20 protein-coding genes and 5 tRNA genes are annotated in these 24,193 nt (G+C 37.8%); 6 read left to right on the forward strand and 19 right to left on the reverse strand.

Features of this window, described 5'->3' with window-relative positions; genetic code table 11:
* Window positions 1–462 precede the first annotated feature (462 nt).
* Complete coding sequence (locus PVK62_RS10770; RefSeq protein WP_274444877.1) at window positions 463–2,073, forward strand: methyl-accepting chemotaxis protein; 1,611 nt, start codon at window positions 463–465, stop codon at window positions 2,071–2,073.
* 33 nt (window positions 2,074–2,106) lie between these two features.
* Here the strand turns inward: PVK62_RS10770 and nrfF are convergent, their stop codons facing one another.
* From nrfF to nrfB, 6 genes are all read right to left on the reverse strand, one after another.
* Entirely contained in the window at window positions 2,107–2,556 is a 450-nt protein-coding gene (nrfF, locus tag PVK62_RS10775) for a heme lyase NrfEFG subunit NrfF (RefSeq protein ID WP_443111772.1), read from the reverse strand.
* Between the two features lie 2 nt (window positions 2,557–2,558).
* Complete coding sequence (locus tag PVK62_RS10780; protein WP_274444879.1) at window positions 2,559–3,098, reverse strand: DsbE family thiol:disulfide interchange protein; 540 nt, start codon at window positions 3,096–3,098, stop codon at window positions 2,559–2,561.
* A gap of 10 nt (window positions 3,099–3,108) precedes the next feature.
* The gene (locus PVK62_RS10785; protein ID WP_274444882.1) at window positions 3,109–4,998 is read right to left on the reverse strand and encodes a heme lyase CcmF/NrfE family subunit; all 1,890 of its coding nucleotides are present in this window, start codon (window positions 4,996–4,998) and stop codon (window positions 3,109–3,111) included.
* 97 nt (window positions 4,999–5,095) lie between these two features.
* The gene (gene nrfD / locus PVK62_RS10790) at window positions 5,096–6,052 is read right to left on the reverse strand and encodes a cytochrome c nitrite reductase subunit NrfD (protein WP_274444884.1); all 957 of its coding nucleotides are present in this window, start codon (window positions 6,050–6,052) and stop codon (window positions 5,096–5,098) included.
* A 1-nt stretch (window position 6,053) separates the two neighbouring features.
* Window positions 6,054–6,740 (reverse strand): cytochrome c nitrite reductase Fe-S protein, encoded by a 687-nt coding sequence (gene nrfC, locus PVK62_RS10795; RefSeq protein ID WP_061002749.1) that lies wholly within the window; start codon window positions 6,738–6,740, stop codon window positions 6,054–6,056.
* Window position 6,741: 1 nt separating this feature from the next.
* The gene (nrfB, locus tag PVK62_RS10800; RefSeq protein WP_274444885.1) at window positions 6,742–7,335 is read right to left on the reverse strand and encodes a cytochrome c nitrite reductase pentaheme subunit; all 594 of its coding nucleotides are present in this window, start codon (window positions 7,333–7,335) and stop codon (window positions 6,742–6,744) included.
* A gap of 483 nt (window positions 7,336–7,818) precedes the next feature.
* Here nrfB and nrfA point away from each other — a divergent pair, with 483 nt between their 5' ends.
* Window positions 7,819–9,258, forward strand: coding sequence for an ammonia-forming nitrite reductase cytochrome c552 subunit (gene nrfA, locus PVK62_RS10805; RefSeq protein ID WP_274444888.1), 1,440 nt, complete (start codon window positions 7,819–7,821; stop codon window positions 9,256–9,258).
* A 141-nt stretch (window positions 9,259–9,399) separates the two neighbouring features.
* Here the strand turns inward: nrfA and PVK62_RS10810 are convergent, their stop codons facing one another.
* The 3 genes from PVK62_RS10810 to PVK62_RS10820 all read right to left on the reverse strand — a co-directional run bounded on the left by PVK62_RS10810 (window position 9,400) and on the right by PVK62_RS10820 (window position 13,415).
* Window positions 9,400–10,032 carry a TPR domain-containing protein gene (locus tag PVK62_RS10810; RefSeq protein WP_274444889.1) on the reverse strand — a complete coding sequence of 211 codons (633 nt, stop codon included), beginning with the start codon at window positions 10,030–10,032 and terminating at the stop codon, window positions 9,400–9,402.
* A 184-nt stretch (window positions 10,033–10,216) separates the two neighbouring features.
* A complete protein-coding gene (locus tag PVK62_RS10815) occupies window positions 10,217–10,990 on the reverse strand; it encodes a phospholipase A (protein ID WP_274444890.1) in 774 nt (257 codons plus the stop codon).
* A gap of 79 nt (window positions 10,991–11,069) precedes the next feature.
* Complete coding sequence (locus tag PVK62_RS10820) at window positions 11,070–13,415, reverse strand: helicase-related protein (protein ID WP_274444891.1); 2,346 nt, start codon at window positions 13,413–13,415, stop codon at window positions 11,070–11,072.
* 154 nt (window positions 13,416–13,569) lie between these two features.
* Between PVK62_RS10820 and PVK62_RS10825 the strand changes: the two genes are divergently transcribed.
* The 3 genes from PVK62_RS10825 (at window position 13,570) to PVK62_RS10835 (ending at window position 16,404) form a co-directional block, all read left to right on the forward strand.
* On the forward strand, window positions 13,570–15,258 hold the full coding sequence (locus tag PVK62_RS10825; RefSeq protein ID WP_274444892.1) for an NAD-dependent malic enzyme: 1,689 nt from the start codon (window positions 13,570–13,572) through the stop codon (window positions 15,256–15,258).
* A gap of 109 nt (window positions 15,259–15,367) precedes the next feature.
* Complete coding sequence (locus tag PVK62_RS10830) at window positions 15,368–15,700, forward strand: DUF3392 domain-containing protein (RefSeq protein WP_274444893.1); 333 nt, start codon at window positions 15,368–15,370, stop codon at window positions 15,698–15,700.
* 26 nt (window positions 15,701–15,726) lie between these two features.
* Window positions 15,727–16,404 carry a SanA/YdcF family protein gene (locus PVK62_RS10835; RefSeq protein WP_274444894.1) on the forward strand — a complete coding sequence of 226 codons (678 nt, stop codon included), beginning with the start codon at window positions 15,727–15,729 and terminating at the stop codon, window positions 16,402–16,404.
* Between the two features lie 126 nt (window positions 16,405–16,530).
* Here the strand turns inward: PVK62_RS10835 and PVK62_RS10840 are convergent, their stop codons facing one another.
* Window positions 16,531–17,859 carry a GGDEF domain-containing protein gene (locus PVK62_RS10840; RefSeq protein WP_274444895.1) on the reverse strand — a complete coding sequence of 443 codons (1,329 nt, stop codon included), beginning with the start codon at window positions 17,857–17,859 and terminating at the stop codon, window positions 16,531–16,533.
* A 612-nt stretch (window positions 17,860–18,471) separates the two neighbouring features.
* On the opposite strand from PVK62_RS10840, the gene PVK62_RS10845 reads away from it, so the two are divergent.
* Entirely contained in the window at window positions 18,472–18,831 is a 360-nt protein-coding gene (locus PVK62_RS10845; protein ID WP_274444897.1) for a hypothetical protein, read from the forward strand.
* Window positions 18,832–18,891: 60 nt separating this feature from the next.
* On the opposite strand, the gene PVK62_RS10850 is transcribed toward PVK62_RS10845, so the two are convergent.
* From PVK62_RS10850 to rluF, 9 genes are all read right to left on the reverse strand, one after another.
* Entirely contained in the window at window positions 18,892–19,734 is an 843-nt protein-coding gene (locus PVK62_RS10850; protein ID WP_274444899.1) for an energy-coupling factor transporter transmembrane component T family protein, read from the reverse strand.
* Window positions 19,724–21,433: an ABC transporter ATP-binding protein gene (locus tag PVK62_RS10855; protein ID WP_274444902.1), complete on the reverse strand. Its 1,710-nt coding sequence runs from the start codon at window positions 21,431–21,433 to the stop codon at window positions 19,724–19,726. Before PVK62_RS10855 ends, PVK62_RS10850 begins: the two co-directional genes overlap by 11 nt.
* Before the next feature lie 3 nt (window positions 21,434–21,436).
* Window positions 21,437–21,988 carry an ECF-type riboflavin transporter substrate-binding protein gene (locus tag PVK62_RS10860; protein WP_274444903.1) on the reverse strand — a complete coding sequence of 184 codons (552 nt, stop codon included), beginning with the start codon at window positions 21,986–21,988 and terminating at the stop codon, window positions 21,437–21,439.
* 327 nt (window positions 21,989–22,315) lie between these two features.
* A tRNA-Leu gene (locus tag PVK62_RS10865) sits at window positions 22,316–22,402 on the reverse strand.
* Between the two features lie 109 nt (window positions 22,403–22,511).
* Window positions 22,512–22,585, reverse strand: a tRNA-Cys gene (locus tag PVK62_RS10870).
* Between the two features lie 85 nt (window positions 22,586–22,670).
* Window positions 22,671–22,757, reverse strand: a tRNA-Leu gene (locus tag PVK62_RS10875).
* A 108-nt stretch (window positions 22,758–22,865) separates the two neighbouring features.
* Window positions 22,866–22,941 (reverse strand) — tRNA-Gly (locus tag PVK62_RS10880).
* A 16-nt stretch (window positions 22,942–22,957) separates the two neighbouring features.
* Window positions 22,958–23,031, reverse strand: a tRNA-Cys gene (locus tag PVK62_RS10885).
* A 128-nt stretch (window positions 23,032–23,159) separates the two neighbouring features.
* Complete coding sequence (rluF, locus tag PVK62_RS10890) at window positions 23,160–24,104, reverse strand: 23S rRNA pseudouridine(2604) synthase RluF (protein ID WP_274444904.1); 945 nt, start codon at window positions 24,102–24,104, stop codon at window positions 23,160–23,162.
* Window positions 24,105–24,193: the final 89 nt, after the last annotated feature.

Raw genomic sequence — 24,193 nt, forward strand, 5'->3', positions numbered from 1 at the left:
CTTTTTCGTATCTACGCTTAGCGTGCGTTATAGGTATTTTACAACACTAACTAAATATTGAATAAATTGTGACTAATTATTCATTATTGTCGCCAACCAATTGACATTAGTAACAATAACTGTTTTAATATTCATGCTGGCTATCCTATAAACCCCTTTAACGGAGGTGTTTACATGGCCTGATGTTAGGATACTCGACCCTAACGTCAGAAATTGCACATCAACACACCTATTATCCAATGATAATAAATAACATGTTGGTTATTATTTTTAATCGTTACGATTAACTTTATTCATTATAAATAATATCTAAAATCATCCATATTTATATGAGGTCACATATAAACATCGAGATACCTATAAGCAGATGATTAACTTTTATTCGTCTCTCATGATGCCTAATAATAAACAGTCTTTAAAACAATAATCACTTCTATTTTGATTATTAATGGAGTTCAAAAAATGAAAATTAACGTAAAATTTACTCTTTACGCTATCATATCACTCGTTGGTCTATCTTTTATCGTTTCGCTTTCGCTGTTATACAAATCTTTAAATGATTCAGAAAATGAAAAAAAATATTTAATTAATGAAATAATTGGTTCATTTGATTCCATTAGTAATATAGAGAACGCATTAAACGAGAAGCGAAGATATGAGCTTTTAGTTATTTATAATATAAATAAAGATGAAAATATAAAAACAGCAAATGAAATATCACTGTTGTTAGAAAGAGAATTGGAATTATATAGCAAATATGACGCAAATGAAGAAGATTTAAAAAACTTCAATCTTCTAAAAAAACAAATCGCTGATTATAATTCACATTTGAAATTATTATCATTAAATTACACTGAAGATGGATACAAAAATTCTCTATCATTATTTAATGACATATTCTCAACAGTAACAAGATTAAAAGACATCAATTACTCATATATATCTGACTTTGATAAAGATGTTAAAGACAGTGTTAATAAGAAAAAGACGACTGCAATCATCTTCTATTTAGTTTGTATTATCGTCGTTTGCTTTATCATTTTAAATCTATCAAAAGGGATTATTAATCGATTAAACTTAATCAATGCTTCGGTTAAAGACTTTTCAAATTTAAATATCGCAAAAGGCAAATTATGTCATTTTATCGACAGTGATAAATTTCAAAAAGATGAAATTGGCGAGCTAATGCTGTCTTTAAGAGAATTTAGACTAAAAATAAATAATATCATAGAGTTAGCAAAAGAAACATGTAACCTAACATCTGATAATTTAATTAATTTCAATAAAGAAATTAATCATAATGCAGAATCTATGCAATATGCCCAAGATAATATGAATCAATTAGTAACGGCACTAAATGAAGTGGCAGCGACAGCTGGGGAGACGACTAATAATATCGTTATATCATCAGAACTAACGAATAAATCATCACAGATGTCTAAATTAACGCAATCATTTGTTCAAAAGACCTCTGAAGATATATTAGAAACCAACAGTAAATTAGAAGCATCTAATGTTGCTGTCCAAGGGTTACAAGACGATTCTGAACAAATCTCCACCGTTCTAGAAATGATCAGTACAATCGCATCACAAACAAACTTACTTGCCTTAAACGCAGCTATTGAAGCCGCAAGAGCTGGAGAACAAGGAAGAGGCTTTGCTGTTGTTGCAGATGAAGTTCGAGTATTGGCTCAAAAAACACAAGAATCTACTTCAAATATAGAAGAGATCATTCTAAAACTTCAAAATCGAGCTAACTCCGTAAAACAAGAGGTCAATACTTGTTATCAATTAATGGATTCTTGTATATTATCGTCAAATGAAGCGATGAATAATATGGATGAAGTGAATGTTAATATTAATCAATTAACTGAAGTGGAAGCTCAAGTTGCAACCGCTTCTGAAGAACAAACTTGTGTGATTAATGAAATTAACGTGAATGCTATAAACATTAACGATGCCACATCGACAAGTTATGAGGTCTCAAAAGATTTAGCGAATAAAATAAATAGCATAAACAACAATATGAACAAGCTAAGTCAAACGCTCAATGACTTTAAGACATCTAATTAAATAATGTCACCATTTAATCATTATCGTCATATTTCAACGGTTTTTTCTTACTAAATTGACCGCCATAATGCTAAAACCAATAAGTAGCAACAACGGCAATAGCCAAAGCACATAGGTTTTCGCATTTAATGGCGGTTCATATAAAACAAAGTCCCCAAAACGCCGAGTCATAAATGCCACCACGTCTTTATCACTCTTACCTGCTTTTATTTGCTGATAAACTTCTAAGCGTAAATCTTTGGCTATTGGAGAGTTTGACTCTACTAAGTTTTGGTTCTGACATTGAGGGCAACGCAGTTGTTTCGCTAAATCGATAGAACGCTTCTGCTCTTGTGGTGAATTAAATTCAAATAATTCTACACTTTCAATCACCTCTTTATCCGCGCCAACAAACAAGCTTGAGCCATTATCCGAATTAGCCTGAACGGACATCGAGCTAAATACTACAATAATTAAGAACCGTAATTCTTTACATCGTTTCATTATTATTCCTTAAAGAAATGAGAAAATTCACGTTGCCACTTTTTCTCATCTAAAGCGCCAGTAAAACGATGTAATATCACTCCGTTCTGATCAATTAAAAAAGTCGTCGGTGTACCAAAAACGCCTAAATCCATTGCAAGTGATCCTCTTGGATCGAAAATCACGGCTTGGTATGGTGAGCCTGTCTGCTCTAATACTTGTTTCGCTGCAATGCGATCGTCTCGATAGTCTAAGCCAATGATGGTTATACCCTGTTCCTTTAATTGATGTAAAAAGTGATGTTCTGTTTTACAAATACCACACCACGCAGCCCAGACATTTAATAAGGTTAAGGGCTGTTGTTGGAATAAAGCCTCATTTAATAATACAGAGGTATCCATGACTTCTGGCAATTCAAAAGCAGGGACACTCTCACCCACCATCGCTATTGAGGTGCTTGATCCTTTGGTTTCTAATCCGCTAAGTAAGACGATAAAAATACCAATACATACACTAACGGCTAGGCCTATTTTCGCTATTGTTTTCTTAGAACCTGTTTTCATCAAGATTGCCTTATGCTTCTTCCGCTTTTTTCTTTTTAATGATGGCAATAATACCACCTAATGCCATTAGGATAGAGCCAAACCATATCCATCTAACATAGGCTTTATATTGTAAGCGAAGCGCGAAGCTACCATCTTTAAGTTTTTCACCCAAGGTGACATAGATATCACCATGCCAAAACCAATGCATAGCAGGCTCACTCATGTTCATCACTCGTACTTGATAATGACGACGCTGTGGCTGAACGGTTGCTATTTCCTTACCCTCTTCACTGATCATTAAATTGGCTTGTTCTGCGGTATAGTTCGAAGCAACTAACAAATCCGTTTCTACATAAGTAATCTCATAATCGGCTAATTTCGCAGTAATGCCTGGCTCCATTTTCGCACTGGTTTCAAAAGAGTGTTCAGCATTCATTGCCGCCCCAATCATCACAACGGCAACGCCTATATGTGCCACTGCCATTCCGAGCGCTTTTCCTTGTGACTGTTTTATTGTCCATAATGAACCTCCAACAACAGCGACAGCTAATACCCAAATAATCGATGGCACAATAAACAGCTCACTGTATTGAAGTCGGTAGATAATCAACCCACAGATTATTGAACCAAGTAGCAAGAGTAAGCCGTTTCTTTTGGTCGCGATTTCTGCTTTTTTACCCCATTGAACGAAAATTGAAACGGCCATCATCAACAGCGCTATTATCGCCATAGGCACAAACAGTAGATTGAAATAAGGAGCACCAACAGAGATATTTCCTAACCCTAAAATTTGAAAAATCATCGGATAAAAAGTGCCTAGCAACACGGTTATTGTCGCTATTGAGAACAGTCCTGATAACAGTAGAAAAAGAAAATCGCGACTCATCAACTCAGTGATCGATTTACTATTTAGCTGTTTACTTTTAAGTGCATACAAAGAAAATGAAACTAAAAGCACAGCAAAAAGGATCAATAACAAAATGATGCCACGAGTAGGATCAACCGCAAACGCGTGAACCGAAGTCAATACACCCGAACGCACCACAAAGGTACCAAGAATACTCAAACTAAACGTAAGCAACGCTAAAACGACAGAGGTTTTAAGTAGCTGTTGCTGTTTATGGCTGGCAATTAACGTGTGTAGTAGAGCCGTAGCAGTTAACCATGGCAACAAAGAAGCGTTCTCTACCGGATCCCAAAACCACCAGCCTCCCCAACCTAATTCATAATAGGCCCACCATGAACCTAGGCTAATTCCCGCCGTTAATAAAGCCCATGCCAGTAAGGTCCAATTTCTGGCATAACGAACCCATGCCGATGGAATCTCTTTCATCATTAATGCCGCCAAAGCAAAAGAGAAGGTAGCGGCAAAACCAACATAACCTAAATAAAGTAATGGTGGATGAAATATCAATCCAATATCTTGCAACATTGGATTCAGATCTCGGCCTTCTAATGGCGTATTTACATAGATAATAAATGGATTAGAAGCGAAAAGAGTAAAAGCGGAAAAAATCACAATCAGCGTATTTAACACCAATAAAACACGAATGACATAAGCCTGTTCAATCCGTTTTCTATTTAGCGTTATAAGCCCTGCCCACAGCGTTAAGGTTAATACCCAAAACAGTAACGAGCCTTCGTGACCTCCCCAAATAGCGGCAATTTTAAAAAAGATCGGTAAAGCAGAATTAGAATGTTCAGCAATGTATCGAATTGAAAAATCATCGATATAAAAACCATAACCAAGTGCAGAGATAGAAAGAATACTGAACAAACCGCTCAGTAAAGAAAGAGGAAAAATAGCCATTGACCATTGTTCGTTACTTTTAATAAGACCATATCCAACCGAGCCCATAGCGACAAATGATAATATCATCGTTGCTATTAACCAAAACTGACCGATTTCAGCAATCATACTGCCCCATTGATTTTCAAAAAATTGTTTAATAATGATGAAACGCCATATCTGTATTCCCCAGATAAATAAGGCAGCACTGATATGGCGTTACACTTTATACGACTGTCATTTGTCCTGCATAGAGTACAAACGTACGCAGCATTAATACACCAAGTAAACTTAATGATGTCACAACAAAAATAAAGCCTTTGCCATGAGCAACTTCTTTTGGCGCAAATGCATTAAGAGCTATTGGCGCAAGCATACCTAAGCCAATCACACCAGCCCAGAACCAAGTTCCCCAAAAACCACCACCAATCGCAGCCCATGCAGCAGCCTCACCTTGGCCTCCACTAAAGATTAATCCCGTAAAGAAAGTGATAAGAACAAATAATTCAAACACCACAACTGGACGCTCAAAGTTATGTATCCACTTTACAGATGCACTGTGACTTGATTCTTTAAACCCAAGAACACCGAACAGCAAACACGCCGCGGCACCTGAAGATAAACTTGAGAACAAGAATAAAATCGGCAATACCGGGTTATTTAACATTGGGTAGGTTTGTAAAGCTGATAATAAGAAACCAGTGTAAGCTGCCAACATAACCGCTAGCACCGCTAAGAATATTTCTAATGCGTTCTCAAACTGTTCAATCTTCAACAAAATCGTGTCGATAAAAGCAAACTTCCCTTTTAAGAACCCCATGATCTCTTTTCTAAAAATCACTCCAATCCAAGCAAACAGTACGACCATGTATACTTGGAATAAGATAACCCCCATCGACATTACTGACGTAGGGTTAAAGAAGATCATTATTTTCCAAAAAGATAACGGTTTAGTTAAGTGGAAAATCAAAATAGTAAGACCCGCAATAATACCAAATGGCGCTAATATTGCCGTCGCCTTGATAATGCCATTATCCGCAGGGTTACCTTCAATCACTTTACGTTTTAAGTAAATAGATATCATAACCGCACCAGCAGACATACCCGCTAAGAATAGATAGATCGCAATGATCCAATCCCATACCAAAGAGTCAAAATTAAACGCAGCTTCCCATGCACTCATCTTAAATCTCCCCTTTTTGGTTTGGGATCTTAAATAACTTAGGCTTAGTACCTAGATCCACTTTATCTCGATAAAATACGCTATTGCTTAATACCGCATTAATCTCACTGTTTTTATCGTTCAAGTCCCCAAAGATCAGTGCTTTTGTCGGGCAAGATTCAACACACGCAGGTTGTTTACCTTGTGCTAAATTAGTCTCTCGACAAAAATCACATTTATCTGCTGATTTGGTAACAGGATTAAAGAAACGAACTTGATAAGGGCACGCCGCTAAACAGTAGCCACAACCGACGCATTTCTCATTATGAACATCAACAATACCTGTTGCTTCATCTTTATAAGCAGCACCAGTCGGACACACCATCACACACGGCGCATTCTCACAATGCTGACATGATTTACGTGTAAAACGATAATCAACATCAGGAAACTCACCACGAGGTTCACTACGGATAATCTCTAATCGAGAAACCCCCTCTGGCACACTGTTCACTTCTCGGCACGCTTCAGTACAGGCTGTACAACCAATACAGGCTGTCTCATCATGCACCATGCCATAACGTTTTGCGCCATCTTCCATCGAATAAGCCAGTGTTTTTTTACTGCTCATTAATGAGGTTGTCGCCACTCCAGTTGTAAAGATCACCGCACCTGAACCCGCTAAAAAATTTCGTCTAGAACAACTCATACTATTCTCCTAGCTTATTTTCTTTCTGATTAAAATCAGCGTGGCAATCAACACACATCTTTATCTTTGATGAATGGTCAAAAAAAAGTACCGCTTCTTTTTCTCCATGAATAACATGACAAGATGAACAAGTTAAGTTTTTAGCATGAACATCATGTGTCCAACTCTTTTCACGTAATCTTTCTGAGGTATGACAATCTGTACATTGGCTATTAGCTTTTAAAATTTCATCAAACGAGAGGGTCACTTTTTCCGTGCCTTGCTTTGATTGTGCCGCAGAATATTTAGTAACTTGAGGTGCGCCTTCTCGATGATCAGGCCCAATTGATTTATGACACTCAACACAATTCACATCACGTTTAAGAATCGCAAATGAATCTTCTCCGTGAGATCCTTTAAGTGTCTCTTTTTCATCTTTATGACATTGTGTACACGCATAATCGCGGTCACGAATTAATGTCACCTCATGCCGAGTTGATGAATCTGCCTTAACTTGGGGCGATTCATCTGCTGCAACATTCAGAGACAAACCATAGAGACAAAATGCGAAGGTAAGCTTCAACATTGTGACTATGGCGAGTTTGACTTTACCCATTGTATATCCTTCCCTTTCCATACTATTTGATGCTGTAAAATATGAACAAATAGCAGGATGAGTAATTGAAATCCTGAAGATATTTCTTCAGCTTTTGGTATCAATTCTCATTGGATAGTTTAGCCACAACGCTTAACAAATACATTTTATATCTAAATGTATCTAGATAATACAATTTGTATCTAATTAAGATGCACCTTCTACCACTTTTGTGATAATTATCAATAAATGATTATCTCCTTGTATTACAACAAAAATAAGAATCATTCTTAACAATACACCCCTCAAAGGTAATGCTTTAGGGTTAGATGGTTTTATTGGTGATGAAGATCACTTATGTAATTTGATGTAAATCAACCCTATCTTCGATGGAAAAATACGTATCTCGCATTTACGTTACACTGAGCAAAGTTTCCAATTCTAATTGATAGTCGCTTTCACAACGCTTGGCTAATTAATTAAAAGAATATTGGAGATACAATAGTGAAAAAGCAATGGACCCGTCATTCAGCCGCTGCAATTGCCATGGTGACTACGTTATTACTAAGTAGCCACAGCTTTGCTGCATCTGAAAACAATGAGCGAGTTGACCCTCGTAATGAAGCCTATGCTGCCGAGTACGCCGATCAATACGATACATGGCGCTCTACCTCTGATAGTGCGCAAATCGAAGATGCATTAGCCGAAGACCCAAACATGGTGATCTTATGGGCAGGTTATGGTTTTGCTAAAGACTACAACAAAGCTCGCGGTCACTTTTATGCAATTGACGATGTAAGAGAAACCCTTCGTACCGCAGGCCCTGCCGATGAAAAATCAGGCCCTATGCCAATGGCGTGTTGGAGCTGTAAAAGCCCTGATGTTGGTCGAGTGATTGAAGAACAAGGCGAAGATGGCTATTTCTCTGGCAAATGGGCTCGTCTAGGCAGCGAGATCAAGAACCCGATTGGCTGTGCCGATTGTCACGATACTCGTAGTGAGGAGTTTAAAAATGGTGGCCCTGCGCTAGCATTAACCAAGCCTCATGTAGAGCGTGCTATGGATGCGATTGGTAAACCTTTTGGTGAACAATCTCGGTTAGACCAACAAGCTGCTGTTTGTGGTCAATGTCACGTAGAGTACTACTTCAGCGGAAAAAATAAAGCGGTTAAATTCCCTTGGGATAAAGGTACCACAGCTGAGGAAATGGAAGAATACTTCGATGAGATCGGATTTAGCGATTGGACTCATAAAATATCTAAAGCTCCTATGCTAAAAGCACAACATCCAGGTTATGAAACTTGGCGTGATGGTATCCATGGAAAGAACAACGTAACTTGTGTTGATTGTCATATGCCAAAAGTGAAAAAAGAAGATGGCACTGTCTACACCGACCATAAAGTAGGTAATCCATTTGATCGTTTTGAAGATACTTGTGCAAATTGTCATACGCAATCTAAAGAGATGCTACAAGATGTCGTTGCTACTCGTAAAGCTCAAGTACTTAAGATGAAACTCACTGCTGAGCGTCAAATCGTTGCAGTTCATTTTGAGGCTGGTGCTGCATGGGATGCTGGTGCAACTGAAAAAGAGATGGAGCCAATCCTACAAGATATTCGTCATGCACAATGGCGTTGGGATTATGCGATTGCTTCACACGGTGTACATATGCATGCTCCTGAAGTTGCCCTAGAAGTATTAGGAACAGCGGTTGATAAAGCAGCTGATGCTCGAACTAAACTCATTCGCTTACTGGCGAAAAAAGGCATTACAGAGCCTGTTGCTATCCCTGATATCTCAACCAAAGCGGCGGCACAAAAAGCATTGGGAATGGATATGAAAGGCATGGAAACTGAGAAGAAACACTTCTTAGAAACCGTTGTCCCTGAGTGGGAAGAACAAGCAAAAGAACGTGAAGCACGAGATTACGCTCCGATTAAATAATAAGTTATAAAGCTTGGTGTTATATATGCTGAGCTTTAATACACTTATCAAATAATAGAAAAGCCGACACATATAAGCTAAGTGTCGGCTTTTTTGTCTCTTTAACTCTTTAACTCTTTAACTCTTTAACTAGCGACCAGCTTACATCAATTGTTTCGCTTGGTTAATTGAATTAATGATCGTTATCCTATCTACATCCACTCGTTCTGAATCTAAAATTTTCTGCCAAGTGTTGATCGCTTTTTGATAACGGAAAGTCACAAAATGGTCAGACGCAATTAAAGTTAATGCCGCTTGGTTATATTCATCTTGATCTAACGCTTTATCTAACAACGTTTGTATCTCTTCATCAATGATTTGAGAATGAGCATAATATAACGTCGTTGCCTTAGCCGCATATTGATTTGCTGTTGGCTCATCAGTAAGACGCAGTGCGTAATCAAAACAAATACCTGCATTAGAAAACTCGCCATTGAGTAAATAGCCCTGGCCAATCTCAAACCAAAGATCCGCATCATTAGGTGATTCTTTTAACTGGTCTTCTAAATACCGCATTTTATCGCTATACGACAACGGGCCTAATGGCTCTGTAATGGCTTTATTATTTACAGCAAATTTTTCTGGTCGTAGGCCTGAAGAAAAAATAACAATCATGCAGATAACAACAAAAAATATCATCCATGCTGGATTTAAAGAAGTCGCTTTATCTCGACTGTAAAACCACCACAAAACCGCGGCGATAATTACAAAACTCAACAACATCATTATAATCATATTGTATTCCCTAGAAAAAAACTGGCGCGATCGTAATCCATATTATAAATGATAGCAATGATCGCTATCATAGTAAGTTGCCTCATTTTTCAGCCTATACTTAACGAGTAGCATTGCATTTATGATTTGTATAAAAAAGCCCCAATAAATATTGAGGCTTAATAATTATAAATGGCAACTTGAATTAATTTGGTGGAATTAACTTCATTCCTAAACCGATTCGAGTTTGGTCATGATCATAATCAATTAAGGTTTCACCGTATCCTTTCCAGGCTTGTACATATAAACCAACAAATTTATTCAAATACAAGGTATAGCCCGCTTCTGCTCCACCTTTGTTTGTTCCAAAATTATAATGGAAACGTGTATTAAATTGGCCTATATCATTTCCTAGCTTAACCCATACGTCATAATCACCTAAATAGTCAGTCATGTCTTCATTTGGTGTTTCATCAGAAAAGACATACCACGCTCTAACACCATACTGAACAGGACCGTCAATGCGCTCTAAGGCACCATACATTCTATCCCAACTTCGAGATAAACTCGCCGTCTGACCATTTGATTCATGGATATAACCAATCTCAGCATTATTAAATAGCAACATATTTGATTGATGCATTACAAAAAACTGAGGCTTATAGTTGGTTTCTCTAAAAGGGGATGATATATCACTGTTTCCCAACTGCCATAATGATTTCTGAGTATAAGCAAACATCACTGACGTGCTTTGATTAATCGGCATAATTGGAACGGCTAATGAAAATTGAAATTTAACTTCAACTTGTTGTAAGCCATCAGCATCTTCAAAACCACCGGCAACATAGGTGTCTTTATTCAACTCATTGGTATAGGTACCTAATACATAGCTGTCTTCATAACTATGAATATGATTTAATTCTTTTGCTGAGGTTACAAGAGGAATAGCCAATGCAATCAGTAGCATCCATTTTTTCATAATTGACCTTTTGTCAGTAACTTGCCTTTTTTTATTGATAAGCAAAATACATACCGATATTTAACTATATCTATTTGAATTATTTAACATCAATACTGCGGCTTGCTTTTTTATACTGAATTCGCCAACCTAACCAGGAGGGAAGCTCCCAGCGCTTAAGATCCCCTCTTCTATCTCCTTTGATATACGTTAATACAACTCGCTTACTTGATACGAAATATTCGACAGAGACAGTAATATCAGGCAATACCACGGTTTGAGGGTATTTTTTCATAAAATCAATCAACTCCCACTCAGGAACGCCATCAAAAATAAAGTCATCTTCATCAAACATTGCCATGTCCTCTAGAGCTGTAACGCCAAGCTCTTCTAACTGCTTAGTAAACCAATATTCAAAAGTCATTGCTGAACTCTGCTTATTGCCGTTTAATTGACAATAAAGCTGCCAAGCGGCAATTTCTGCCTCTCTTTTATCTTTAAATAAGGGCAGAATATGCCCTTCTATCACTTGTGATACGATCGCCGCAATCGCATTATCTTCTGTCGGTTCAACATAAACTGTTTTCAATAATCGATTGGCATAGTAATAATCACGAGCTATTTTAATGCCTTGATTATCATTGATACACTCACCAACTCGACATTCCGCTAATTCACTTTCAATAATCCAAGAAATATCTATCGGTGCCAGTGCTGTTGCAATTGTCAGTGTCTGTTTATTACCTCTTCCCGGTAAAGAAAACTGATTAAATATAATAGCGGCTTCATCAGCAGGTAAAAAATGATTGTGTCGACCAAGAACCACTTCCAAATAACCATTTCCAAAAGCTTCTCTTCGTTTCTCTCTACGAACAAAAACCAACTCAGGCAGCTTTTCTGCCAATTGCTGTAGCACTTCTTCTCTTTTCAATCGACTACTGACTGCTAATTCTGGTAGCCCTAATTCATTACGGATTTGTTTTGCTAGTGCCTGAGCTTCTTTTCGCAATTCATCATCAATCATTAATCCATCGCAATCATGACCTCGAACAATAGAGGCTAACGTCACCAGATCACAGGATTTAGGGTTCCAACGCAAAAACTCATCTAGTGCCATTTCTGAATTAGCGATTGAGAACAATTTATTTGAAACAGAAAGCCCCGCCACTAAATCGGCAACGGTTTCTTTTTCAGATCGGCCTTTCACTACCGAAAGCATATGCGAAAAGAGGGTATCAATGGGTAAGGGAAACAATTGCAACCCATAATCAGTGATCATAAGATCACTGTTTATCGCTCCCATTTGTTGTAGTTTTTCTTCGGCTAATGCTAATGATTTCTCTGGTAATGGCTCTAAGAATGTCATCTCTCGCAAAGCTTTCTTACAACTTGCAGCAGCCAATACAGCTTCGACTAACTCTTCTCTTTGAAGTTCTGGTTGTGTCATTTTTTCTAGAGCGGCATGTTCACCATACAATCTAATCGCTTGCCCGACTTGAGTTCGCCCTGCTCTTCCTGAGCGTTGATCGGCACTTGCTTTCGAAATAGCTTGCAGAGATAACGTAGTTCGTCCATTTCGTTGATGTGTTCTTCGCTCTAATCCTGAATCAATAATCACGCTGACATTGGGGATCGTAAGCGAGGTTTCTGCCACATTAGTTGCAAAGATAATTCGCTGTTGGGAAGATTGAGTTAGAGCTTGATGCCTATGCGTATCAGAAACGCCTGCAAACAGCGGGATCACTTTACTATCAGGGAATTTTGTTGTCGCAATTTGAGTACATTGCATGATTTCTTTCTTACCAGGTAAGAACACCAATATATCGCCGGTTTCTTTTCGCTGAATAACGGTGTTTAATGTTGAGATAATTCGCTGTTCGATGTCCCTTGCCGATGGCATTTGTTGCGAGTGCTCAGAAATATGTGATATTTGAACGGTAAACTGTCGGCCTTTGGCGGTTAAAACCGTGGCGTTTGCATAGCTCGCTAATGGCTTAGTATCTATGGTAGCAGAGGTTAAGATAAGACGATGCTGTTGATGATCATGCAATAAAGATAATAATAGATCCGTATCCCATCGACGCTCATGAAACTCATCAATCATAATATGAGAAAATGAAACTAATTTGTCTTCCATGAACCACTTTAATGCGATTCCAGGGGTCACAAATACAATCTTACTCTCTTCACAAAATCGACTATCGAGCTTTATCGCATACCCAATATCATCCCCTAAAACCTTAGTACTTTGCTGTGCCAAGTATTCAGCTAATGCGGTACACGCAATTCGTCTGGGTTCAATGACTAATACACGTCCATGCTCAGCAGCCCATAATGGTAAGTGAGTCGACTTTCCTGAACCCGTTTCAGATTGAACGACTACATTTTTAGTTAAAATAGCAGATGAAAACTCAGAACGAATGGCATTAATTGGCAACAAAAACATACAAACCGTAAAATAATAGAATATTTGACTACTCTAGCGGATTTGATTGATAAAAACATGACTCTATTCGCACTTTATTTTCAATCACACTTTGATATTTTAGCAAAGTAGGCATAGGATCTGTGGTTCATTCTTGATTTGAAGAAGCATAACAATGAATAACAATAAACGTCCCCTATATATCCCTTATGCTGGCCCAGCACTTCTAAGTACCCCTCTGCTCAATAAAGGCAGCGCATTCAGCACTACTGAGCGTAAATATTTTAACTTAGAAGGCTTGCTTCCTGAAGCTATCGAAAGCATCGAAGAGCAAACTGGTCGTGCTTATAAGCAATATCAAAGTTTTGAAAATGATATGGATAAACATATCTACCTACGTAATATTCAAGACACGAATGAAACCTTGTTTTATCGCTTAGTTCAAAACCATATCAGTGAAATGATGCCAATTATTTACACGCCAACCGTTGGCGCTGCGTGTGAAAACTTCTCAAATATCTATCGTCGTGGCCGTGGTCTATTTATCTCTTATGAGAACAAAAACCGCATTGATGACCTATTAAACAATGCCGCAAACCAAAACGTAAAAGTAATTGTTGTTACTGATGGTGAGCGTATTCTTGGTCTTGGTGACCAAGGTATCGGCGGTATGGGTATTCCAATTGGTAAATTAGCACTGTATACCGCTTGTGGTGGTATTAGTCCTGCGCATACCTTACCTATCGTTCTTGATGTCGGTACTAACAACCCTCAGCGTCTTGCTGATCCTATGTACATGGGCTGGCGTCATCCTCGTATCACTGGTGATGAATACGCTGAGTTTGTTGAAGACTTTATTCAAGCGGTTCAACGTCGTTGGCCTCAAGCACTTGTTCAATTTGAAGATTTTGCACAAAAAAATGCAATGCCTTTACTTGAGCGCTACAAAAATCGTATCTGTTGCTTTAATGATGATATCCAAGGTACTGCAGCCGTTACAGTGGGCTCTCTACTTGCAGCATGTAAAGCCGCGGGCAGTTCATTAGCACAGCAACGTGTTACCTTCTTAGGTGCAGGCTCTGCGGGGTGTGGTATTGCTGAAGCGATTATTGCTCAAATGGTATCTGAAGGTATTTCTGATGCTCAGGCACGCTCGCAAGTGTACATGGTTGACCGTTGGGGCTTATTACAAGAAGGCATGCCAAACCTATTGGATTTCCAACAGCGTTTAGTACAAAAAGCTGAAAATACAAAAGACTGGGTTTCTGAAGAACCTAACTACTCACTTGTAGATGTTATGCGTAATGCAAAACCAACCGTGTTAATTGGTGTATCAGGTGCTCCTGGCTTATTCAGCAAAGAAGTTATCCAAGAGATGCATAAACACTGTGAACGCCCGATTGTGTTCCCGTTATCAAACCCAACAAGTCGTGTTGAAGCAACACCAAATGACATTATTCGTTGGACTGATGGGCAAGCATTAGTAGCAACAGGTAGTCCATTTGATCCGGTCACTCATAATGGTCAAACTTACCCAATTGCACAATGTAACAACAGCTTTATCTTCCCTGGTATTGGTCTAGGTGTACTGGCAATTAAAGCGACTCGTGTTTCTGATGAAATGCTACAAGAATCAAGCCGTGCATTAGCAGAGTGTTCCCCTCTTGCAATTAATGGCTCAGGTGCGCTTCTTCCGCCATTGGAAGAGATCCACACAGTATCAAAGAAAATTGCCTTTGCCGTTGCTAAAAAAGCGATTGAACAAGGCTATGCACTAGAGATTACTGACGAAGCACTGCATCAAAAAATTGACCAGTACTTCTGGAAACCAGTATATCGTCGCTACAAACGAACTGCGTTTTAATTAAAAATTTCCACAAAAATCAAAACCAGAGAAGATTTCTCTGGTTTTTTTTCAACTATATGTTTCTAATAGCCATTAATTAAACTTACGATATTTAAAGACTCATTATATGAATCACGTTATTTCTTTCTTCAATTCAATGGGAAGCTACTTAACCCCATACCTATCGGATATATCTGTTGCTATGATCGCTTGCGCATTAGTCATGCTTGGTGGTGACATTAACAGAGCACTTCGTGCTTTTTTATCTGGTAAACATTTTTTAATTCGCACTGTGGCTTTTATTGGTGTTAATGCCTTTGGTTATGGTTTATTGATTGTAAAAGTATCGCCATTTCTCACATCTGCACTACGCTCTATTGAGCCTGCTTTTATGCTTGCTATTGTTCTTTCTACCTTTATTATTATTGGTATGTGGGCACAAAAAAATCGTCAAGTCTAACGCCTAATCTATCAAGTTGAGGTTCAATGAAACTCCCGAATTTACCCCAGATTAAAAAATGGTTAAAAATAGCAGTACTAATTATCGGGGTTATGGTATCTGTCGTATTATTAGCAGATGTCACCATATCACTCTCAACAGGATCTCAACTGTATCAAGACATCGAATCGATACCACCCCAAAACACAGCCTTAGTTCTTGGTACGAGTAAATACATTCGACGAACGTTAAACCCATACTATCAATATCGTATTGATGCGGCGATAGAGTTATATAAAAAAAATAAAATAACGCATTTTTTATTAAGTGGTGACAATGCTCACCGCTCGTACAATGAACCCTGGACGATGAAAAGAGATCTATTAAGAGCTGGGATCCCAGAAGAGAATATTACATTAGATTACGCAGGCTTTAGAACTCTAGACTCTGTACAGCGAGCTAAACAGATTTTTGAAGCGAATAGCCTCACCATTGTAACTCAAAAATTTCATTGCCAGCGAGCACTCTTCATTGCTAATCATTTCTCTATGGATACTGTTTGCTTAGTCGTTCCTTCCCCTAGCGGATGGGCAAATACAAAAATAAGATTTCGAGAAGTGCTGGCGAGAACCAAAGCAATACTTGATTTATATATCTTTAATGTACAACCTAAATTTCTTGGCCCTAAAGAACCGATAAATAAAATTTCGATTCCAAGTGAATAATACCAATGTAATTATCTAATTAATTACATTGGTACAAAAAAGCCTGGTTTCGATAACGTATCAAAACCAGGCCTTACACTCTTTATTGTATCTCTGTCTAAATAGAGTTACTTCATATAGGCTTCATCACATATAGTGTGAGCCTGTACTTGCTGAATCCACACTTACGCTGGTTATTACGTTATTACGACCAGCATTCTTTGCTTTATACAACGCATCATCCGCACGAGCAATGACTTCAGTTATGCGCTCATCTTTCATTTCAGTAACACCCAAACTGCAAGTCAGGGATTCATTATGGCACCATAGATGATGCTCAACCGTTTTACGAATAGACTCTGCTTTTTCTGTTGCCTGTTGCGCATTATGCTTTGGACAGAAAACGACAAACTCTTCTCCTCCCCAACGAACCAGAAAATCCGTATTTTTAATCGCGCTAGTTACCACCAGAACAAACTCTCTTAAGATATCATCACCTGTTTGATGACCGTGTTTATCATTAATTTTTTTGAAATAATCAATATCTATATAGATCACTGAAAACGTCTGTTTACCCCAACGAACTTTTTGAGACATTTGTTCTAACCAATCACGTACTGCATTTCGATTTCGAGCCCCTGTTAATGAGTCTCGGTGAGCAAGTTCCGCAAATTCAACATTCTGCTCTTTTAAGTTATCGTTTAATTTACGTAAACGACTTTCACGATAAGCACTGACTTTGAGGTTTTTATTTAATCTTTTTTGTTCATATAAAATATAGGCAATGATAATAATTAACCAGGCATATAAAATAATTTTCAATAACGAATTTTCTTTAATCCATGAGCCACGTAGTTCAATACTATTAATGGTTATTTCAAAATCACCACTTTTTACTGTCGATGACGTTGCTATTTCAATAATTGAGATGTTCGAAAACTCTGGAGCGGCATGCTCTACAGGAACTTTATAATCAGCTATCCACCAAGTCATCACTTGAAAGTCCGATAAGGCTATTTCTTTAGGACCCGCATTAAAGCCTGGTTCATACTCTACGCCATTAAACTTTAATGATGCCCCATCATTTCGTTTCGTGTAAATAGGATTACTATTTCTTAAATAAACACGTAAACGCCCATTTGGATCGGCACTTTTGTAATCAATATCTAAAATAAGTTTTGAATAAGAGGAAAGCTCAATGCCATCAAAGATACTATGAGAAAAGTGAATCGCAACTTCACAATATGGCCATGCATATTTGCCTTTTTTCATCGTACAACGCATGGATGGTTTGCCATTTTTTTCAACTAAAATAGCATCACTTATACCACCCACTTTTTTATCATCTGCGGCGTAATATTGATATTGTTCTGGATTAATAGTGATCATTTTAGTATCACCTTTAAAGTGATACCAAATTAAAACCCCAATAGAGATAATCAACATCCCTACTGTTATTTTTTGAAATACCCGCATCGTAATCCTTTACTCTAGTCATCAAAATATGATCTTTATTCCAAAAATAATAACCCACTTATTTCGCAGCGCAAAGCATTATTACAACGATATAAAGCCAAACACTCAATTGATATGGTTTATTGACGGCTGTCAAATATATGTCACGCCTCACTCAACTCAAATTAAACAAAAAAAACAACATTAACTATTAATATTAAACGATTTATTTAATAAAAATTATCAAATTGAATATAAATATTATTGTAATTACTGCCACCTTTTATGCGTCCATACTGGATGAATTATCAAAGAACATCATCGCTATCTGTGGTGTATGGAATACTTGCGCTTCTAACAACTACAGCAATACCTCAATATTTTTCCAAAGAGGAGCTAGTGATGACTTGTTCTTCAGAGACTATTGCAGAAGAATAACATTGCCGATAACAATACCATTGGGGTTACTTTACAATGTATTTATACTAAAGAAAGACTCTAAGTGGGATCAATCTAATTGGCTAAAAGATACACGCTCTAAGCAATTGAAGTGAAATATAATTTCAATCAACTATAGAATTTAAGTATAGTGTCGTTATGAATAAATAGTAATTCACCTCTTGAGAAAAAATCGTGAAAATTTCTGAATTGATACAAAATTTACAAGATATTCAAGCAAGTTATGGTAATGACTTAGAAGTCGTCACGGGCGAAGAATGGTTTCCTGAGCAGTTATTAACCTCAAACGTAAATCATAATATGGCATTTCTGCAGTTTGATCGTATGCCAAGTGATATACCTGTCGAGATCGATGCTCGTGGCTTTTTAGAGCACGAAGAGTTACTAATTAAAGAGTTAATCAACAAAGTTATATTCAGTGAATTAGAGCCTGAAGCTATGGTTGAAAAGTTAACCTCGATGCTCATTTTTAGCCATGAAAACATTAGCTCTGATGTTATTGAAGAATTTGGACAATCTAAAAATAAAAAGTAGGCACCATGCCTACTTTTTAATCAAAAATATTTATAATCAATTCGCTTTGATAGCGCACGCCTAATTAAATGGATACCAAAATAACTGACTATCCATAACGCGCTTTGTGATAGCTAAAATAACAATAATGAATAAGCCAAACATGACGGCTTTATCTGTTTTAGTTATCGCCTTATCACTGAACCACGTTCTGCTTTTCCCGCGTCCAAAACCACGTAATACCATCGCGTTTGATATTTCATCAGCTCTATCTAAGCTTGAAAAGATCAATGGGCCTAATATTTTCGCAATATTACTAATTCGAGTAAAAACAGGAACATTCTTAGATAAGTCAACACCACGAGCCTGTTGAGCATGCATTATATTTATAAAGTCACTTTTTACTTCAGGTAAATATCTCAGTGTTAAACTTACGGCATAAGCAATTTTATAAGGCAGGCCTAATCGATTTAAACTCGCTGCAAACTCTGTTGGGTGAGTCGTAAATACAAAAACCAATGCGATTGGAAACATACTAAAATACTTAAGTGTCACCGTAATTAGATAAAACAGAGTCTCTTGAGTAATCGCATAACTACCAAATATAGGCATTAATACCGTTGTTGAACCTAATAATTCATTTCCTTGATTCGGCGCCAGCAAAAACATAAATACCGCATTCATGCTCAATACTGTTGCAGTGCCAATCAATAATGGTTTATAAGCAGAAAAAGGCACTTTTGTCGCTTTTAGTAAATATAAACCTAATAAGATTAATGGAATGATAATACGTAAATCAAATGTAGTCAGTACTACGGTAATCCACGTAATGAACAGCAAAAATTTAGTTACCCCATTTAGATGATGTAACCAAGTGTCCAAATCCACATAATTAATACCAAAACTCTCTTTATTAGTGGACATTCTTTTTACTCTCATGCTCTTCATTAATAAATTGCTGTATAAAACCGGTGATATTGTCTATCTCCAATTTTTCAGCTAATTCATACAAACTTGTTACGGTTAAGTTTGCTTTGTTTAATAGCTCTGGTTGGCTAAATACCTTGGTTACGTCCTGATCTGCGATGCATTTGCTATCAGCAATGACAATAGAGCGTGTCGTGTGTTCAAGAACCAAATGCATATCATGAGAGATAATAATTACGGTCAAACCTAGCTGTTGGTTAAGCTGATTAATAAAGCCAAGCATTGAAGTATAATTCTTATAATCTTGCCCTGCTGTTGGCTCATCTAAAATCAATAACTCTGGCTCAAGAACCAAAATAGATGCGATCGTAACACGCTTCTTTTGGCCATAACTAAGCGCATCAATCGGCCAATGACGAAAACGACTTAAGCCACATAGCTCTAATGCGTAAAGTACCTTCTCTTCAATTTCTTTTTCAGAGAAGCCGCTATTAACTAAGCCAAATGCTACTTCATCATATATTAGGTGATGTGAGATCATATGATTTGGGTTTTGTAATACTACCCCAACCTTTTGAGAGCGCTCATAAATAGACAAGTCTGCTAGATCTTGATTATTTAATTTAATAGAACCACAATCTGGTTGTAACACTCCCATCACTAACTTAGTAATCGTTGATTTACCCGAGCCATTCTTACCTAGAATAGAAACAAACTCACCTTTATTCACAATAAAAGAGACGTCTTCTAATGCGTTTATTTCACCATCATAGGAATAGGTTAAGTTTTCAATACTTAATAATGTATCCTGCTTGGCCATCTCTGAACCATTACATTGAATATCATCAAACCAAGTATTCACAGCAGAGCTCAAATATTCCGCAGGAATCGATGGTAAATGGCTAATATGAGGAATAGATGAAAGCGCTAGTTGGCATCGTTTAAGTAACGACACATACAGAGGTTCTCTGATCCCATACTCCATTAATAGTGACGATTGAATCAACTGATCTGGTGTCATGTCTGCAACAATCTCACCGTGATCCATCAAAATAATACGATCGACAGGGCAATGCAGAACATCTTCTAAGCGATGTTCAATAATAACAACCGTTTTGCCTCTGCTTTTATGTAACTCATCAATGATTTCAATAGTTGCTTTGCCCGTTTTAGGGTCAAGGCTCGCTAATGGCTCATCAAATAGCAGTAGATCGACGTCGTCAACTAAGATCCCGCCTAATGACACTCGCTGTTTTTGACCGCCACTAAGATCATAAGGTGATTTATTAAGTAAGTTCTCAAGATCCACTATTTTTGCCGTATCACGAACAATTGGGTACATCTCAGCTCTTGAAACCATTTGATTTTCAAGAGCAAAAGCAATGTCTTCTCCAACCGTTAAACCGACAAATTGGCTGTCTGTATCTTGAAGAACGGTTCCTACATTCTCAGTGTATTGTTCTATTTTCCAGTCAGAAACATCATGTTCATTAAGGCAAAGTTGACCTTGGATCTCGCCTTTAATGGTATGAGGGATTAGGCCATTTAAACACTGACCTAATGTTGATTTACCACTGCCACTTGGCCCGATAATTAATATCTTTTCGCCTTTTTCTATCCTTAGATTGATATTTTTAAGCGTCGGCTTATCCTGTGACGCATATCGAAAAGAGAAGTTCGAAAAGGTTACACTCATTAACTATGACGCCTCTGTTAAGTTTGTGCTCTGTTTCTTACGCTTAGCAAGGTTAGTTAGAATAAAATAACCAACAATAGCAATTAGTACGGTATTACCTGCTGCAATGATGCACAGTTGCATAAATACTTTAGTAAATGGTTCTGCGTATAGGACCGTATCTAAAAATGCTGATGTTCCGTAGCCAATCACATTACCTGCAAACGCTAACATGATAAAGATGAAGAAATCTTTCTTATCAAAAAGTCCTGACTCTATGCGTTTCTTTGTCAGTATTGGGAACAAACCAATAATCATACCAACAATACCTGAGCCTAAAACCCAAGTAAGCCAAACCCCCCAACCTGCAAATAAATCCGTTACCCAGTGACCAATAAACCCAACAAGGAAACCTACTATCGGCCCGTACAGTACTGAGAATAAAGCAAGTACAGCCATAGCTGGTTTTAGCGTGGTATTAGCAAAGACAGGGATACCAAACATTGGTAAGCCACCGATGCCATATAGAGCGGCACCAATAGCGATAACAACAACGGTTTTAGCAGAAAGGTTCATAATGTTAGCCTTGAAGCATTAATAAGATAAACAACTAGAAAGGCGCGCATTATACAGTAAGTTTAGCGGTTTGGAAATGTTTACATCTAGACGTCTACTAGACGTATAGACCCACTACTGTTTTGATAATAATACCAATGTAATTAAAAATTAAATCATCTATTTATTACGCAAGAAAAGCGCCTAAGGATAATGTTTAACGCTACTATTGAGTGATTTAACCAGTAATAATGAACAGATAATTATTGAGATTGGGATTACAGTAGAAAATATGACTTAGCAGAAAGGAAAAAAGGCTCATCATTTCTGATGAGCCTTTTTAATTGATGGTGCCCCGGGCCGGACTTGAACCGGCACAGCGCGAACGCCGAGGGATTTTAAATCCCTTGTGTCTACCAATTCCACCACCAGGGCACGCAATTTCTTGCGATGCTTCTAACCATGTTCTCATCTAATGAGAAGGTTGACACCATCTTTCATTACCGCAATAGCAGTAATGTTTAATTCTTATTGTTAAAGTAAGTGGAGGCGCCTCCCGGAGTCGAACCGAGGTCCACGGATTTGCAATCCGCTGCATAGCCACTCTGCCAAGGCGCCATATATACTTTCACACTTATCTTTATTAGTTCGTTAGTGAACTACACTTCTCATCATTCAAATTTACACTCGAACGATAAATAGATGGTGCCCCGGGCCGGACTTGAACCGGCACAGCGCGAACGCCGAGGGATTTTAAATCCCTTGTGTCTACCAATTCCACCACCAGGGCACGCAATTCTTTATTGCGATGCTCCTAACCAATGTGTTCAAAAAAGAACGGTTATACACCATCTTTAAAACAGTCTGCCAATGTTACGTGACTGCCTTTTACAAAATCTGGAGCGACACACGAGGCTCGAACTCGTGACCTCAACCTTGGCAAGGTTGCGCTCTACCAGCTGAGCTAGTGTCGCATAAATCACTAAGAAATGGAGGCGCCTCCCGGAGTCGAACCGAGGTCCACGGATTTGCAATCCGCTGCATAGCCACTCTGCCAAGGCGCCATCTCTCTTACGGGGCTTAATGTAACCGATTTAAAAAAAGTGTCAAATAAAAAATCGCATTTGACACTCTGTTTGTTGACTTTATCGCCAAATAACTCAAAAAACAGTTAAGGTGTTGAAAAAACGATCTATTTCGGACGCCAAACTTTAATTTCTGACTGTGGCTTACCTTGCTCTTTACGATCATTTCTTCGTTTAGGCGCAGAATTACCAAATCGTTCTTCTTTTGCTTTTTCACGACGCTTTTCATTAAACGTATTGTTCGAATGATGATTACGTCCTGAACTCGCTTTTTTAATTACTCGTACTTTTCCATCGATCTCTTGAACTTTACGAGAAGCCTCTTCCGTCTTGCTTGATGAACCAATCATATTATTAATTTGGTTCATTTCGTCTTCAGTCAAGTAACGCCATTCGCCAGACGCTAATTTGCCAAGATCAATATTCATAATACGCACACGCTTTAGCTTAAATACTTCATAGTCTAAGTATTCACACATGCGGCGGATCTGACGGTTAAGTCCTTGGGTTAAAGTAATGCGAAAAACAAAACGAGATTCTTGCTCAATCTTACATGGTAAGGTAATCGTATCTAAGATAGGTACACCCGCCGCCATCTTAGTTAAAAATTCATCCGTGATCGGTTTATCGACACGTACTACATATTCTTTTTCATGCGCATTACCTGCACGAAGAATTTTATTTACAATATCACCATCACTGGTTAAAAAGATCAAACCATCTGAAGGCTTATCTAAGCGACCAATTGGAAAGATACGTTGTTCATGATTAATGTAATCAACGATATTTCCTTCAACATGACGCTCGGTCGTACACGTAATCCCTACGGGTTTATTAAATGCGATATAAATACGATCTTGTTTCTCTTTTAATGGTTTTCCATCAACCAGAACTTCATCACCCTCAGCTACCTTGGTTCCCATTTCAGGGACTTTGCCGTTAATTGTAATACGTTGTTGGTCAATAAGCTTATCTGCTTCTCTTCGTGAGCAATAACCCGTGTCACTAATGAATTTATTTAAACGGGTTAATTTAGGTTCTGGTGATGTCATGATGTACCTCTAAAAAGTGAACAGCCGAAGTGTAGCAGAAACGGATAAATATCCAATAAAAAAGCACCCTAAACCAATGTATAGGGTGC

This window comes from Aliivibrio sp. S3MY1 (genome assembly GCF_028765575.1).
Taxonomy (GTDB): Bacteria; Pseudomonadota; Gammaproteobacteria; order Enterobacterales; family Vibrionaceae; genus Aliivibrio.